Here is a 15,323-nt window from a genome sequence, read left to right on the forward strand (position 1 = left end):
TTTTTGTTATACAGCTAACGCAACGAATATCAAAACGGATCACTTTTTCTTAAAAGTTTTAAAAAAAACCATAAATACAACGTTGAATACAACATGAAAAAGCCTGAACCCATCACTTTGCATGAAGGTTCAGGCTGTACTTCTACTATATTCCACCGGCCAAAATAATCTGGCCTTCTGGCGCTGAGAGGTTCGGTTCTTTCTCTACCGTGATAGCAACAGTATCCCATGTTCCCGAAAGGTCTGTGAGCGGATGGCTAACAGTTCCTGTACCGGTTTCATTCGGCTGAACAATTCCCGCAGGATACGGCTGATCACCTTCTATCACCCAGACTTGATATAGTTCATCTTTAGAGAGCGTTGGTAAATCTTTGGCGTCGAGTAGCAATATATTTTGATTGCCATCTTCTATTAACATTGCGACTGCGGATGCACTCGTACCTTCTTGTGGTGCCAGTATACTTTGACCAATCAACTGGATTTCACTCTGCGCTATTTCAGGTTGCTTTTGTGTTTCTGAAAATAAGAAAGCATTCGCAACGAGTGAAGCAAATAACCCCGCAGCCAGTAAGGATGTCACGGGACCCATACGCCGACGACTTTTTTCTTTAGTCGGCATCGATACCACTTTAGCTTGTTCTGGGATGTCAGGAAGTGAAGCAAATATACGCGCTTTTAAATCTGTCGGTACTTCTATCGCTTCTGACTCATAGGGTAGATCTTCTGTTAACATCTCCCACTCTATTAACTCTTCTTGACAGGATGGGCACTCAATCAAATGATTTTCAAATTGTCTCATCTCGTCTTCAGTCAGGGTACGATTGAAATAGTCAATCAGCATATGACATGATTCATTCATTTGACACCCCTCCTTCCTGACCAATAATTCCTTTTAAATGCTTTAATGCTAGCCGAATCCTACCTTTTACCGTTCCAAGTGGAAGCTTACAGTGTTCGGCAATTTTACTTTGGCTGAAGCCCTTAAAGTAAAACAAGTCAATAATTTCTCGTTGCTCTGCGCGTAGCTCCGCAATTGCTGTACGAATCACTTCACGCCGTTCATTCCATTCAGCAGTAACTTCTGTGGATACGGTCTCTTCAGTCAATGAATCTTTGTCCAACATCGGTTCATACGCATGGCGTTTAGATTTACGAAGCTCATCTATCGATTTATTTCGTGTCACGGTCAGTAGCCAAGAAGAAAATTTTCCTTTGCCTTCAGTATAGTGGTTCGTTCCATTCCACAACTTTAAAAAGACATCTTGCGTTACTTCCTCCGCCATAGTGCGGTTATTGGTCATTCGATAAGCAAATGAAAAAACCAATTTTTCATAACGGTCATATAATTGCTCAAATGAATGCCGATTATGAGCAACTGTTTGATAATAGAGTTGTACATCATCCGGTTCGGTCATAAGACCCTCCTTTTTACAGGTTTTTTCTTTTTACCTTACCACAGACGATCGAAAGACATCATTTACTAGACTTCTACTATTTGTAAAAACATAAAAAAGAGGTGTTCCCGTTATAGCAACGAGAACGCCTCTTTTATTATTCTTTGGGATCCTCAAGCGACCGATCCACTTTTTTACGCTTTCCCTTCAAATCAAGCTCTTCTCCAAATTCTGTGTTGTAATTCACATTTCGAATTCGGTCAAACTGTTTATGAGGTTCTACTTTCTCATCCACATCAACAACCATTTCTTCATTCGATTTAACTAAAAGTCCAATTGTAGCTAATCCGCTTAGTCCCACAATGGCATAAACAATCTTAGCAAGAATCGTGTTTTGTCCTCCAAATACACTGGCAACCAAATCAAAGTTGAAAAATCCGATCAATCCCCAGTTAAGGGCACCAATAATGACTAACGCTAGTGCAATTCGCATAAATGTACTCATGTTGCACACCTCCTCCAACAATCTATAATCGAATCCAGTACATGTTTGTATAGATTCCTTATTATAGTTCACCGAATGAGACTTTTCATACATTTACATATGAAAATCGTTCTATTTCTTCAGTTAAGACCTTACAGTATAAGACTATAAAAATGAAAGTAGGGATCACATGCGAATAAATGGAGTGTTTTCAGGTGGTGGATTGAAGGGTTTTGCGTTAGTAGGTGCGGTTCAAGAGTTAGAGGAACAAGGATATCATTTTGAAAATGTAGCTGGAACTAGTGCCGGTGCTATTGTAGCAAGCTTTTTGGCAGCAGGCTATACAGCTAATGAAATTGAAGTCATGTTGGCCGAAGAGAATTTTCAAGATTTGCTGGATCCAAGAAAGTCTCTGCTATCATTTCCATTTATGAAGTGGTTATCGCTTTATTGGAGAATGGGTTTATATCAAGGGAAAGCATTAGAGGATTGGTTTTTTGATAAGCTAGCCCGAAAAGGTTGTTACACGTTTGGTGATCTGCCTAAAGGCTCGTTGAAATTAGTAGCATCAGACTTAACGAACGGTAAAATGATGGTCTTGCCTGATGATTTAGAGCAATATGGATACGATCCCGATGGTTTTTCAATTGCCAAAGCTCTTCGCATGAGTTGTGGTATTCCATACTTTTTCGAACCAGTGCGCCTGATAGCCCAGAAAGGAACGATTGTTGTCGATGGTGGAATACTAAGTAATTTCCCGATGTGGATTTTCGATGAAGATACGGTGTCCGTAAAACGACCAGTAATTGGTCTCAAGTTAAGTAGAGATCAAAGCGAAGTACCTGGACGCTCTATCCGTAATGCTCTGCAATTATTCGAAGCCTTGTTTGCTACAATGAAAAATGCGCATGATGAAAAGTATATCTCACGTGATCAAGAGAAGAATATAATCTTCATTCCAGTAGAAGATTACAGCGCAACTCAATTCGATATGAATGAAGAAGAAATTGAAAACTTGCTGTCTATTGGACGCAGCCGTACCAAAGACTTTCTGCTAACTTGGTCGCCGGTTAAACTACAGTTAGTCAGTAAGCAAAATGTCACACAAATGAAATATTAGCATAGGTTTCTGTTTAAAACCCTGTCACTGCGGGTAAATTGACTTATGAGGAGGGTTGCTATCATGACCAACTATAAAGAAAGTTCTATCTTCATCCGAGAGCTTGAACTACTCAGTGACGAGTACGATACTGCACCCGCCGATATCAAAACTTTTATCTTAGAAGATATTCAGTTACTTGAATCTGCGATCTCCCTTTTACAAAGTGATGTACAGTAATTACTTATCACATAGAGTCTATTTCATGCTTTCAAAAATAACTGTTGCATCTTACTATCACGTTCCACTTCCGTTGCCAAGTCATACTTTTTCAATAGATGAAATACCTCGTTCAATGTTTCCTGACTCAATTGCCTATTCAAAAATTCCTTACCACTTTCCACTAGCTCTTGCGGCATGAATGTTTGTTGTTCACTTAACTTTTGCACAACATCCTGCTGCGTATGATCAATCGTACATTTGCTCATTTACATTCACTCCCTTGTCCACTACCATATCATAATATTCGGTGAACATAAAACGAAGACTTGTTGCTATATCGAAGAAGCCACAGGTCTTTTTGTGGTTTATTCAACTAACTACTCTTTAACCGATACATGCTACAAGCCATTTTGCATTCGATATACGGGAGATGAGCAACATATGACAACTATTCCAAAGCGCCGACGGACTATTTCTCCACCCGCACTGATTGCTTTGTCTTTTGCAATTACTATTGTAGTAGGGACTTTGCTTCTGAAATTACCTTTTGCGACCTATACACCAATTAGCTGGACGGACGCTTTTTTCACCGCGACTTCGGCAACGACTGTTACCGGTCTAAGTGTCTTCGATATTAACACTACACTGACTATATTTGGTGAACTGATTGTACTTTTTCTGATCCAAATTGGTGGAGTGGGATTTATGGCATTTGCTGTGGCTATGCTGATGATTCTCGGCAGAAAAGTTGGAATGAAAAACCGCATATTTATTCAGGAATCGTTCAACTACCAATCGATTGGTGGCACGATTAAATTCCTGCGTGAAATACTTTTGTTCGTTTTCATAGCGGAAGGTATTGCATTTATTGCACTGTCATTTTTCTGGGTTCCTGAATTTGGATGGAAGCACGGCCTTTATTATAGTTTGTTTCATGTAATATCCGCATTTAATAACGCCGGCTTTTCCATTTTTCCAGATAACCTAGAATCGTTCGCTGGAAATTCCGCCGTCATCCTGATCTTATCTAGTTTATTTGTTATTGGCGGTATTGGCTTTATAGTAGTAGTGGATATTTGGCATAAGCGTTCTATACGACAATGGGCTTTACATACTAAAATGATGGTTTATGGCACATTGATCTTGAATGCGATTGCTACGTTGTTTTTGCTTATACTAGAATTTCACAATGAAAAAACCATTGCGGATCTGAGCTTTATAGATAAAGTGTGGACTTCTTACTTCCAAGCCGTCACGCCAAGAACAGCCGGCTTCAATATGATGGCTGTTGGTAATATGGAAGAATCCTCATTGCTTCTTACACTTCTTCTAATGTTTATTGGCGGAGGAAGCGCTTCTACAGCATCGGGAATTAAATTGACGACATTTATGATTATTATATTAGCGACACTTTCTTATTTTAGAGGCATAAAAGAGCCACACATTTTCAAACGAACAATTAAAGCAGAGTTAATTGTTCGTTCCATGGCGATTGCTGCGGTAAGCTCTTGTGTAGTTTTCACCGCTTTATTTTTATTATCCATTACAGAAAGTATACCTTTCCTACCTGTCTTGTTTGAAACCATTTCTGCTTTTGGTACGGTAGGATTGTCCATGGGCATTACAGATGATTTAAGTTCCGTAGGCAAAGTCATACTTTGTGTTGTCATGTTCTTGGGAAGAATTGGCCCGTTGACTTTGTTTTTCTTACTTATTCGGGCAAAAAAGGAATCGTATCACTATTCGTACGATCAAGTGCAAACGGGTTGAATTACCTTTTAATTATTATCCTTAACCTTTCAGAGTTTATTCTGAAGGGTTTTCTTATTGACATAAATAATACAACTGTATATACTGTGCATATACAGTATATAAAAGGAAAAGGGTGATGTATTGAATATTATCATCTCCAATTCGGTGAATCAGCCCATCTATCTGCAAATAAAAAATCAGTTGAAAGAGCAGATCTTAATGGGTGAGCTGAAAGAGAAGGAAGCATTGCCTTCCATACGCAAACTAGCAAAAGACTTGCAGATTAGTGTGATCACAACCAAAAAAGCTTACGAAGAATTGGAACGGGATGGACTGATCGAGACGTTCCCAGGAAAAGGTTCATTTGTTGCTGCACAGAACCATGAGCTCTTGAAAGAAGAACAGTTAAAGAAAATTGAAGAACAGCTAGTCAATGTGATTGAAGACGGAAGAGCATTTGATGTAGGTCTTGAAGAGATGATTCACATGCTGACATTACTGTACGAGGAGTGATGAAAATGGAAAATATAGCAGAAGTACGGAACCTGACGAAACAGTTCAATGGCTTTGCATTAAATGATCTAAGCTTCGATATTAAAAAAGGATTCATTACCGGATTCATTGGAGCAAATGGTGCAGGAAAAACAACGACAATCCGTTGCCTAATGGATTTAATTAAAAGTGAACAAGGAGAAATACAAGTATTTGGTCAATCCCATATTCATCATACGGCAGAGATCAAGGAACGCATCGGTTTTGTTTATGACGCAGATTTCTATTATGAAGACCTGACGATTGAGAAAAACAAACGGATTCTTGCTCCCTTCTACTCACGTTGGGATGATGAACTGTTCTATCATTACCTCAGGAAATTTCAGCTGAATACTGCCAAACGAGTCAAGCATTTGTCCAAAGGTATGCGGATGAAGTTTTCACTAGCGATGGCTCTTTCCCATCACCCTGACTTTATCATCATGGATGAACCAACGGCTGGCTTGGATCCGATTATTCGTCGTGAGTTGCTTGATATGATGCAAGACCTCATACAAGATGAGGAGAAAGCCATTTTCTTCTCTACACATATTACAACTGATCTAGACAAAATAGCAGATTTCATTGTATTTATCCATGACGGACGAATTATCTTTCAAGGAGAAAAAGAAGAATTTACCGAACGCTATAGGCTGGTAAAAGGGAGGGCCGATCAGCACAGTCTACTTGATGGCTTACCTGTAATCGGACTCCGTGCAACAGATGTCGGATTTGATTGTTTGGTCGATACTGTAGAAATACCTGTAGACACTCTGTCATCGCTACTCATAGAACAACCGACTCTTGAAGACATTATGTACTACACGGGAAGGAGCGAATCTTGATGAATGCGCTAATAAAAAAGGATTTATATACACAAAAGGCGAGTGCTTATTTCATTACAGCCTTGTGGTTCATCATATTCACAAACTTTTTTACGGACGGTCAACCTGTACGCCATGTCTTACTTCTGATCTTCGTCGCGTATTTCCTTGCCATTTCAACTAATAGCAAAGCCTTTGAGAAAGAATCCGTACTAATCAACAGCCTACCTGTCACTAGAAAACAGTTTGTATTGGCTAAGTATGCAACTGGTTTCATATGGTTCGGTATATCGGCAGTTGCGATACTCGTTTATATCTTTCTATTTGATACATTTGCCCCGTTTCCTACGAGAATGATGACAGTACCTGAACTACTTATCGCACTTGGATGCTTTTTCATTATCATTTCTCTGTTTTATCCGTTGCAATTCAAAGTGGGTTATTTGCTAGCTTCTTCTTTGACCATTATCTTGCCATTACTGAGTATGATGTCGTTTAGAATCATACTGAACATTATGGAAAATCCAAGAATGGTGGCAGAACAGAACTTCTTCCGGCACACCGCGAATCTTGTGATGATCAATCAATGGTCAATTGCCGTCTCCGTCCTTCTAGTAAGTGCTCTAGTGACATGGCTGTCTATCCTTTTATCTATACGAATTATCCGTAAAACAGACTTTGACCATAGTTAATTTTTTAAGTCTTACAACTTTTATGGTTGAAAATCGTTCAATACTCTATCACTGATACAAAAGGGAGGATCTATGGACATAAAACCAATAGTCGAATTACAAAACTTGACGAAAGTCATTGGCAACAAGAAAATCATCGATAATATCAGCCTATCTTTATACCCTGGTCAGATCACAGGATTCCTCGGACCAAATGGAGCCGGTAAAACTACGACCATTCGCATGATGGTCGGGCTGATGAAACGGACTAGCGGCGAAATCCTGATTGACGGGAAATCGCTTTCCGAAGACTTTGAAGAAGGTTTATCCAAAGTAGGCGTCATTGTAGAAAACCCTGAGATGTACAAATTCATGTCAGGTTACAAAAACTTACTGCATTTTGCACGCATGCAGAAGGACATCAGTAAAGAACGAATCAACGAAGTCGTTACACAAGTGGGATTGGAACAACGGATTCATGAAAAGGTTTCCACTTACTCGCTAGGTATGCGACAGCGTCTTGGTTTGGCACAGGCTTTATTGCACCGTCCTAAATTTTTAATTCTAGATGAACCGACGAACGGTTTGGATCCTGCTGGCATTCGGGAGTTTCGTCAACATTTGCGAACTGTAGCGGAAACAGAAGGTGTTTCTGTCTTTGTTTCGAGCCATATGTTATCCGAAATCGAATTAATGTGTGACCGGATAGCCGTAATCCAGAATGGTCGCCTTGTCGATATACGGGATATGTCAGAAACTACTCAATCTCATTATTACCTAGAATTGTCCCCTGCCGAAGAAGCAAAAAGTCTATTGATTTCCAAAGGCTTCACAGTAGAATCATTACCTGTCGGTTTACTACTCCAAGCCGAGAAAGAACAGATTCCATCTATCATTCAGCTTCTTACATCTAATAAAATTGAAGTATATGCTGTGCAACCACACCGTAAAACACTAGAGGATCAATTCCTTGAAATGACGGGAGGCGGACAAATTGCTGAATCTCATACAAAATGAATGGATGAAGTTATGGGCTAAAAAAGGTACATGGGTAATGACTATTTTGTTAATTATCTCAGTCATTGGCCTAATGGGGTTGACTAAATGGATAAACAACCAAGATCGTACAGAGGCAACCGATTGGAAGTCCAATGCACAAGAACAGATAAACTATACAAAAGAGGCACTTGAGCTAGACCTTCCTGAAATGGAACGTAAACAGAACGAGGAAACGGTTAAAGTTTTAGAATACCGTTTAGCAAATAACATTCCACCTCTTGCTGTAGATGGCCGGGAATCCTTGATTATTAATCCTGTCGGGGTTGGAAGCTTTGTCGTACTTCTAACAGTCATTGCAGCAGCGGGCATCGTAGCTTCTGAATTCTCCCAAGGTACGATCAAAATGTTACTGACGCGACCAGTTAGTCGTTGGAAAATCATGACGTCAAAATACATTACAGTTCTATTCTTTGGCATCTTGCTCATGTGTATAGGATTTGCGGTAACTGTCATCAGTGCCTATATTCTGTTCCCTTCAGGTGCAGGTCAGGAACTGAAATTAGTCGGCAATGCGATCGTCCCTGTTTCGGTGTGGGGACATGGGCTGTATATGCTGATTCTATCTTTCGCCAACGTACTCATCACGGCTACGTTTGCCTTCATGATCGGCAGCGTGTTCCGCTCTAACGGAATGGCTATTGGTCTGTCGTTATTCATTTTCTTTACAGGCAATACGATCGCTTTATTACTTTCACAATATGAAGTTGCGAAATACTTGGTGTTCACGCATATGAATCTGACGATGTATGAGACCAACTCTGTTTTTGTGGATGGAATCACGATGCCGTTCTCGCTTGTTGTATTGGCAGTATATATAGTGATTTTCTTGGTGATTAGCTACACTGTGTTTACGAAACGGGATATTACTGCATAGGATCTTTAAAGAATGAAGAGAGATTTTGAATGAATAGATGTGCTCTCTTGACCGAGCAGCAATCCCCTCGCATTCACTACTCACTCACCCTACATCCAGCCTTGAACTATGCTTTATTAAAAAAGAGATGCCCCATTGAATTTCCGGGGCATCTCTTTTTTATGTTCCGCAATACGTCTGAAAAGAACTTCCATCAGAAGGCGGTGTCGTGTATTCTTCTTGTTCTGCTGTATAAGCATAAGGGTTTTCAAGTACTTTGAGCAAACGGATAAACGGTTGCATATTACCTGTTTCAGCTGCCTTTAACGCTTCCTCCACCCGGTGATTTCTCGGGATGACTGATGGATTATGCTGTTTCATCAATGCTTCTACTTCTTGGACATCTTGAGGCTGACGTTGCAGTCGATCCATCCAGCGATCTTTCCAATCAATGAACTCAGGCGTGCCAAACATTTCTTCTTGTTGGCCAAGTGTCAATGAACGGAACGTGTTCGTATAGTCAGCCTGATGGTTTTCCATGATAGCAAGTAAGTCATTGACTAACGTTTCATCAAATTCTTCCTCATTGAACAGACCGAGTTTCGAACGCATTCCGCCCATCCACTCAGCAACATAAAGCCTGCCAAATTCAGCAAGCTTACCCTCTGCCAGTTTTACAGCTTCCGCTGGCTCTTCATGAAGCAATGGGACAAGCGTTTCGGCAAAGCGCGTTAAATTCCATTCTGCTATACCAGGCTGATTGCCGTAAGAATAGCGTCCTTGCACGTCAATTGAGCTGAAAACAGTTTTGGGATCATAGCTATCCATAAATGCGCAAGGTCCATAGTCGATTGTCTCACCGCCTATTGCCATGTTGTCCGTATTCATCACGCCATGAATGAAGCCGACCAGCTGCCATTTGGCAATCAAAGAAGCTTGACGTTGGATGACGTGTTCCAATAGCGATAAATAAGGTTGTGACTCTGATTTTGCTTCAGGAAAGTGCCGATTGATCGTGTAATCTGAAAGAGCCCGTAAATCCTCGACTACTTGTCTCGCCGCTGCATATTGAAACGTCCCTACGCGTAAATGACTTGAAGCAACTCTCGTCAACACTGCGCCTGTCAAAGCCTTTTCCCGCAAAACAGGTTCTCCTGTTACGGTGACAGCTAAACTGCGTGTTGTGGGGATATCCAGTCCGTGCATGGCTTCGCTGATCAAGTACTCTCGTAACATCGGACCCAGTGCCGCCCGTCCGTCCCCACCGCGCGAATAGGGTGTCCTTCCCGAGCCCTTTAATTGAATATCCACCCGATGCCCTTCAGGTGTGAGATGCTCCCCTAACAGCATGGCACGTCCATCACCAAGCATCGTGAAATTACCGAACTGATGCCCCGCGTAAGCTTGCGCAATAGGTTCTATTCCTTCAAGTCGTTTATTTCCAGCAAAGATCGCGATTGCTTCTTCAGAATGCAATTGTTTTTCATCCAGTCCTAGCGATACTGCTAATTCATCATTGGTCAGGACTAATTGCGGGGAGTCGACGGTATTCGGTTCCACTTCTGTATAAAATGCCTCCGGTAAGTCACAGTAGCTACACTCGACTTTCCATCCAATAGTTTGATTAGTTTTCATATATTACTCTTCCCTCCATTTGTTGATCTAGAATAAATCATCAATTTCTATGGTGCTCTAGTTCAGGAAAAATATATTAACACCATTCAGACCTTTTTACTCAAATTATAAATATTTTCTCCTGTTTTACATTGATTTATGCGTAAAAATATCTATACTATTAGTAAATACCTATTTAGGAGGCCTATACCATGTCGTCATTTCGTCCCAAAATGAATATGGAACAATTACTTCAAAGAGGCACGGATTTGGATTCTGCGCCAAGATTTCAAGAGACACTGCACTACAATAATTTCCGCAAACAAGATGTTCAAAATCTTCAAGAACTATATAAAAAGTGTGAGAACATCACACCGAGTATTACTGATATTTTTGAACAATATTTAACGGAACTTTCTCCTACACAAAAAAACCCTGTACCTCGCTCATTAATTGATGAGTATTTACACGACTTCTTCACCATGACACGCAGTACAGAATATATGGAAAAAACACTTCGCTTCTTCTTTACTTTACGCAAGCATAAATTCGAAGCAGGAAAAACCATTGTTTTATTTAATCAATTCGCCTTTTATATCCAGACGCATGTATTGTATCATTTCGGTTATCGCCCAGCCAAAGCATTCGATTTACTGAAGTCTCTGCAAGCCGCTGTCAATATTGATCAGCAACTGTATATTGAACTGATGACAGAGCAGACAGTAGAACATGTAGTAACAGAAATTTCAGGTCTTGTTGATGCGAATGCAAAGATCATGTTCATGAAGGATTTGATCTTTAGCCTAGACCACCAATCGGATGAAATCCAATCCTCTACTGCCGCTACTGAACAAATTACAGCTTCTATTACGGAAGTAGCCAATACTTCCTCACGAATTTCTGAAAAGACTGCAGACTCCGTAGACTATGCGATAAACAGTAAGGAAACAATCGAAACAACACTAGAAGATATTTTTCAAACGGAACAACAATTCCGTTCTATTGTTGAAACATTCTCTTCTTTGCAACAACGCATCGGAGAAATTGAAAACGTCGTGCAATTGATCAATGGCATTGCAGGACAGACAAACTTGCTGGCATTGAACGCATCCATTGAAGCAGCGAGAGCAGGTGAACACGGTAAGGGATTTGCTGTCGTAGCACAAGAAGTTCGTAAGCTAGCTGAAAATACAGTATCTGCACTGGCTGAAGTTACGGATAACGTAGGACATTTAAAATCCTATGCCAATAACGTATCCCATTCTATTGAAGATACAACGAAAATCATTACGCATGCTACTTCAGAAGCAAAAAACGCTTTGCCGTTGTTGACAGCAATAGTTTCTGCAATCGAAGAAATTAATATGGATGTCAGCAATACAGCGGCCATATCCCAGCAACAAGCTGCCTCAATTGACGAAGTGTCTCATCGCATGATGGCTATTTCTCAAACACAGGAAGACATACGTCAATTTGGCGAGAGTACTTCTGCTTCCATTTACGATTTGAGTCAAGAGATCAATGCATTTCGTTTACGCGTAATTAGCGAAAACAGTGTTCACTTATCTTCTAAATCTTTACTACAATTATCGAAAGCTGATCATATACTTTGGAAATGGCGTATTTATAATATGCTATTGGGTCTTGAGACTGTGAGGCCGGCAGATGTTTCTTCTCACAAAGATTGTCGCCTCGGTAAGTGGTATAACCTGCCTGAAACGAAAAAAAGGCTTGGGCATCTGACTGCCTATCAAAACATAGATCAGTATCATGCATTAGTTCATCAATACGCACGCGAAGCAGCAACTCACTTTGAACAAGGTGACCGTGTGGGTGCTGAAAATGATTTAAAGCAATTAGAAGTTGCATCAATGGAAGTGGTCAATCTACTAGACGAATTAATCATCGTTCTAGAAAAAGAAAGCGAGAACTTACAACCAGTATGATCGTAAAAAAGCTATCCGGGACATCCATTGATGTCCAAGATAGCTTTTTTCAATACACTTTCGCAAGAGAGAATCCTCTACCAAGAATTTCTGATGCGTTCAGGAATACAACAAATGCTTGTGGTTCTTCCTCTCTCAGAATCTTCTTCAAATAAATTGCTTCCGCTTGCTCTACTACACATAAAATCATAGTTTTCTCTTGATTGGAAAAGCCGCCTACCGAGCGAACTTTAGTCAATCCACGGTCAATTTCCTCTTTAATAATCGTCTGGATACGTTCTTCATTATCCGTAATGATCAATACCAGCTTAGATTGTGATGTCTGTAATTGCACAAAGTCAATTACCTTACTGGTCACAAAGATCGCCATCATCGCAAATAATGCCAACTCTAGATTAAATACAATAGCGGATGCAATAACCACCATGCCATCTACAATTAATTGCGCATATCCACTGGACAAACCCGAATACTTCTTGACGATTTGCGCCACTGTCGCTAGTCCTCCAGTCGAACCATTTCCTCTGTAGACTATGCCTAGCCCTACTCCTAACATGATTCCTCCATAGATAGCGGATAGTAAAGGATTGTCGATAGTCGAAGGAATATCAGCAGTCAGCCAAATAGTTAGCGGCACAAAAAATGTTCCAACTAATGTTTTTAAACTAAAATCCTTGCCGAGAAGTAACATGCCTATAAAGAATATTGGGATATTAATAAGCCACTGAACAAAGGCAGGCTCAAACCCATACATCTCATACAGAATGGTACTAATTCCAGATACGCCTCCAGCTGCTAGTCGCGCTGGTAAGAAAAATATATTAAAAGCTAAACCGACTAAAACAGATCCGATCATAATCCAGACATATTCTATCAGAAGCTTTTTCTTCGGTGAACGGGTTTTCATTCGTAAAACCTCCCTATCTCGATGAGCTAAAAGTACATTTGTCATTTTACATCATATTTGTGAGGATGAATAGCCTACCGTATATTTATAGGCATAAACGGTCTCCCCTTTGCATTTACTAGTTTTGATAGTAAATTCACTTGGAAGGAAGCGATGCATTGAAATTAACACCATTTATTGACCCACTACCTATTCCTCAATATCTTACTCCACTGGAGAGGCATAAGTGCTTCACGTACTATGAAATTGGCATGAAAGAGTTCTTTCACGAGTTTCATTCAGAGTTGGCACCCACAAAAATTTGGGGTTACGAGGGGCAATTCCCTGGTCCACTAGTCAACGTCAACAGTGGTGAGTGCGCACATGTTAAGTGGAAGAATGAACTCCCCGAGCAACATTTCCTACCAATCGATAGAACACTGCACGGTTCAAGCGAACATATGCCAGATGTTCGTACAGTCGTCCATTTACACGGGGCGGAAGTTGAGCCTGAAAGTGATGGTCATCCTGAAGCTTGGTTTACTAATAACTATCATACCGTCGGTGCGGTATTTGACTCGCCGGTCTATAAATATAATAATAATCAACGTGCCGCTACACTTTGGTACCATGATCACGCAGTCGGCATTACCCGTTTAAATGTTTATGCGGGTCTCGTTGGCATGTATATTATTCGCGATGAAGAAGAACGCAAACTAAACCTTCCTTCTGGAGCATATGAAATTCCATTAATTATTGCTGATCGCGGCTTTAACGAAGACGGCTCCCTATTTTATTCAGATACTACAAACGTGAGGCCAGGACCTGTACAGCCCGGATTGACATTCCCTCATCCTTCCGTCACACCTGGTGAGGCGTTTGAAAACATCACAGTCAACGGTAAAGTCTGGCCGTTTTTAGAAGTAGAGCCAAGAAAGTACCGATTCCGCATATTGAATGCATCCAATGAACGCTTTTATAAAATGAATTTATCAAATGGTCAGAAAATCATACAGATCGGTTCAGATGGTGGATTATTGGAAACACCTGCCTATATGGATGAGTTAACGATTGCACCCGCTGAACGTATGGACGTAATTATCGATTTCTCCAAACTGGCACCCGATGATACGATCGTCTTAGAAAACACCGCAGCGACACCGTTTGATTTCGCACCGCCAGTAGGTGCTCTGCCTGACCCCGAAACCGACGGACAAATTATGCAGTTTAGAGTGGTTGAATTAACGGCACCAGATACGAGCAATCTCCCAGCTATACTCAGCCATATCCCCAAACTTCGGGAATGTGACGCTGCTCAAACACGTGATATTACACTGGATGCAGACATCGATGAATATGGTCGTTTAAAGTTCTTGTTTAATAATAAAGGTTTCATGGAACGAATCGATTTTAAACCTCAACTGAATGATACAGAAATCTGGCGCATCATCAACACGGCCGGCGCAACGCATCCTATACACATCCATTTGATCCAATTCCAGATTCTCGACCGCATCCCTTTTGACGCCCAAGGTTTCACAGCGAATGGTTTACTGAATTTTACAGGTCCTCCTGTAAAACCTCCCGTAAATGAACGAGGATGGAAAGACGTCGTCCAATCTCCACCTGGATTTGTAACACGAGTGATTATGCGCTTTGCTCCATTCACCGGTCGCTACATGCTTCATTGTCATATTTTAGAGCACGAAGATCATGATATGATGCGACAATTCGAAGTAGTGGAGCGCAAATGTGGCTGCAAAACCAACTGCACATGTAAAGAGCATAAACCAAAACGCAAATGTGAGTGCAAGAAGAATTGTACATGTCAGGGTAAGTGTACGTGTAAAAAAAGCTGTACTTGTAAGAAAAAGAAATCGAATCACCCATCGAAAAAAGAACGTCATCATAAAAAATGTCCTACATGTCCTCCTTGTTCTGAAACGTATCGATGCGAATGTGAATGATGAAAAAGAACCCCGTGAGAG

16 protein-coding genes are annotated in these 15,323 nt (G+C 40.7%); 10 read left to right on the forward strand and 6 right to left on the reverse strand.

Translation table 11 applies throughout. From position 1 onward, the window contains the following. Positions 1–145: 145 nt before the first annotated feature. From CSV76_RS05325 to CSV76_RS05335, 3 genes are all read right to left on the reverse strand, one after another. Positions 146–859 (reverse strand): anti-sigma factor, encoded by a 714-nt coding sequence (locus CSV76_RS05325; protein WP_099624906.1) that lies wholly within the window; start codon positions 857–859, stop codon positions 146–148. Further along, positions 852–1,415 (reverse strand): RNA polymerase sigma factor, encoded by a 564-nt coding sequence (locus tag CSV76_RS05330; protein ID WP_099624907.1) that lies wholly within the window; start codon positions 1,413–1,415, stop codon positions 852–854. The genes CSV76_RS05325 and CSV76_RS05330 overlap by 8 nt, the downstream gene beginning before the upstream one ends. Before the next feature lie 136 nt (positions 1,416–1,551). Next, a complete protein-coding gene (locus CSV76_RS05335) occupies positions 1,552–1,899 on the reverse strand; it encodes a DUF378 domain-containing protein (RefSeq protein ID WP_085427632.1) in 348 nt (115 codons plus the stop codon). A gap of 169 nt (positions 1,900–2,068) precedes the next feature. On the opposite strand from CSV76_RS05335, the gene CSV76_RS05340 reads away from it, so the two are divergent. After that, positions 2,069–2,998, forward strand: a complete 930-nt coding sequence (locus CSV76_RS05340; RefSeq protein WP_085427633.1) for a patatin-like phospholipase family protein — start codon at positions 2,069–2,071, stop codon at positions 2,996–2,998. Positions 2,999–3,061: 63 nt separating this feature from the next. After that, entirely contained in the window at positions 3,062–3,217 is a 156-nt protein-coding gene (locus CSV76_RS17200) for a hypothetical protein (protein ID WP_157129956.1), read from the forward strand. A 23-nt stretch (positions 3,218–3,240) separates the two neighbouring features. Here CSV76_RS17200 and CSV76_RS05345 read toward each other — a convergent pair whose 3' ends face one another. Then, a complete protein-coding gene (locus CSV76_RS05345; RefSeq protein ID WP_099624908.1) occupies positions 3,241–3,465 on the reverse strand; it encodes a group-specific protein in 225 nt (74 codons plus the stop codon). 175 nt (positions 3,466–3,640) lie between these two features. Between CSV76_RS05345 and CSV76_RS05350 the strand changes: the two genes are divergently transcribed. The 6 genes from CSV76_RS05350 (at position 3,641) to CSV76_RS05375 (ending at position 8,910) form a co-directional block, all read left to right on the forward strand. After that, a complete protein-coding gene (locus CSV76_RS05350) occupies positions 3,641–4,969 on the forward strand; it encodes a TrkH family potassium uptake protein (RefSeq protein ID WP_099624909.1) in 1,329 nt (442 codons plus the stop codon). A 123-nt stretch (positions 4,970–5,092) separates the two neighbouring features. Then, positions 5,093–5,464: a GntR family transcriptional regulator gene (locus CSV76_RS05355; protein WP_085427636.1), complete on the forward strand. Its 372-nt coding sequence runs from the start codon at positions 5,093–5,095 to the stop codon at positions 5,462–5,464. Between the two features lie 5 nt (positions 5,465–5,469). After that, entirely contained in the window at positions 5,470–6,327 is an 858-nt protein-coding gene (locus tag CSV76_RS05360) for an ABC transporter ATP-binding protein (RefSeq protein ID WP_085427637.1), read from the forward strand. Next, positions 6,327–6,998 carry an ABC-2 transporter permease gene (locus tag CSV76_RS05365; protein WP_085427638.1) on the forward strand — a complete coding sequence of 224 codons (672 nt, stop codon included), beginning with the start codon at positions 6,327–6,329 and terminating at the stop codon, positions 6,996–6,998. Before CSV76_RS05360 ends, CSV76_RS05365 begins: the two co-directional genes overlap by 1 nt. Positions 6,999–7,070: 72 nt before the next feature. Then, a complete protein-coding gene (locus CSV76_RS05370) occupies positions 7,071–7,994 on the forward strand; it encodes an ABC transporter ATP-binding protein (protein WP_099624910.1) in 924 nt (307 codons plus the stop codon). Beyond that, complete coding sequence (locus tag CSV76_RS05375) at positions 7,972–8,910, forward strand: ABC transporter permease (protein WP_085427640.1); 939 nt, start codon at positions 7,972–7,974, stop codon at positions 8,908–8,910. Before CSV76_RS05370 ends, CSV76_RS05375 begins: the two co-directional genes overlap by 23 nt. 159 nt (positions 8,911–9,069) lie before the next feature. Here CSV76_RS05375 and CSV76_RS05380 read toward each other — a convergent pair whose 3' ends face one another. Beyond that, on the reverse strand, positions 9,070–10,524 hold the full coding sequence (locus CSV76_RS05380) for a protein adenylyltransferase SelO (RefSeq protein WP_099624911.1): 1,455 nt from the start codon (positions 10,522–10,524) through the stop codon (positions 9,070–9,072). 191 nt (positions 10,525–10,715) lie between these two features. On the opposite strand from CSV76_RS05380, the gene CSV76_RS05385 reads away from it, so the two are divergent. Beyond that, entirely contained in the window at positions 10,716–12,449 is a 1,734-nt protein-coding gene (locus tag CSV76_RS05385; protein WP_085427642.1) for a globin-coupled sensor protein, read from the forward strand. 49 nt (positions 12,450–12,498) lie between these two features. Here the strand turns inward: CSV76_RS05385 and CSV76_RS05390 are convergent, their stop codons facing one another. After that, positions 12,499–13,356, reverse strand: coding sequence for a YitT family protein (locus CSV76_RS05390; protein ID WP_085427643.1), 858 nt, complete (start codon positions 13,354–13,356; stop codon positions 12,499–12,501). A 158-nt stretch (positions 13,357–13,514) separates the two neighbouring features. Between CSV76_RS05390 and CSV76_RS05395 the strand changes: the two genes are divergently transcribed. Beyond that, positions 13,515–15,302 carry a multicopper oxidase family protein gene (locus CSV76_RS05395; RefSeq protein ID WP_099624912.1) on the forward strand — a complete coding sequence of 596 codons (1,788 nt, stop codon included), beginning with the start codon at positions 13,515–13,517 and terminating at the stop codon, positions 15,300–15,302. The last annotated feature ends 21 nt before the right edge of the window (positions 15,303–15,323 follow it).

This window comes from Sporosarcina sp. P17b, assembly GCF_002743115.1.
GTDB lineage: Bacteria > Bacillota > Bacilli > Bacillales_A > Planococcaceae > Sporosarcina > Sporosarcina ureae_C.

Bases quoted from the DNA above. Each gene is read 5' to 3' on its own strand.
- CSV76_RS05325 (WP_099624906.1), bottom strand. From the start codon at position 859: ATGAATGAATCATGTCATATGCTGATTGACTATTTCAATCGTACCCTG.
- CSV76_RS05330 (WP_099624907.1), bottom strand. From the start codon at position 1,415: ATGACCGAACCGGATGATGTACAACTCTATTATCAAACAGTTGCTCAT.
- CSV76_RS05335 (WP_085427632.1), bottom strand. From the start codon at position 1,899: ATGAGTACATTTATGCGAATTGCACTAGCGTTAGTCATTATTGGTGCC.
- CSV76_RS05340 (WP_085427633.1), top strand. From the start codon at position 2,069: ATGCGAATAAATGGAGTGTTTTCAGGTGGTGGATTGAAGGGTTTTGCG.
- CSV76_RS17200 (WP_157129956.1), top strand. From the start codon at position 3,062: ATGACCAACTATAAAGAAAGTTCTATCTTCATCCGAGAGCTTGAACTA.
- CSV76_RS05345 (WP_099624908.1), bottom strand. From the start codon at position 3,465: ATGAGCAAATGTACGATTGATCATACGCAGCAGGATGTTGTGCAAAAG.
- CSV76_RS05350 (WP_099624909.1), top strand. From the start codon at position 3,641: ATGACAACTATTCCAAAGCGCCGACGGACTATTTCTCCACCCGCACTG.
- CSV76_RS05360 (WP_085427637.1), top strand. From the start codon at position 5,470: ATGGAAAATATAGCAGAAGTACGGAACCTGACGAAACAGTTCAATGGC.
- CSV76_RS05365 (WP_085427638.1), top strand. From the start codon at position 6,327: ATGAATGCGCTAATAAAAAAGGATTTATATACACAAAAGGCGAGTGCT.
- CSV76_RS05370 (WP_099624910.1), top strand. From the start codon at position 7,071: ATGGACATAAAACCAATAGTCGAATTACAAAACTTGACGAAAGTCATT.
- CSV76_RS05380 (WP_099624911.1), bottom strand. From the start codon at position 10,524: ATGAAAACTAATCAAACTATTGGATGGAAAGTCGAGTGTAGCTACTGT.
- CSV76_RS05385 (WP_085427642.1), top strand. From the start codon at position 10,716: ATGTCGTCATTTCGTCCCAAAATGAATATGGAACAATTACTTCAAAGA.
- CSV76_RS05390 (WP_085427643.1), bottom strand. From the start codon at position 13,356: ATGAAAACCCGTTCACCGAAGAAAAAGCTTCTGATAGAATATGTCTGG.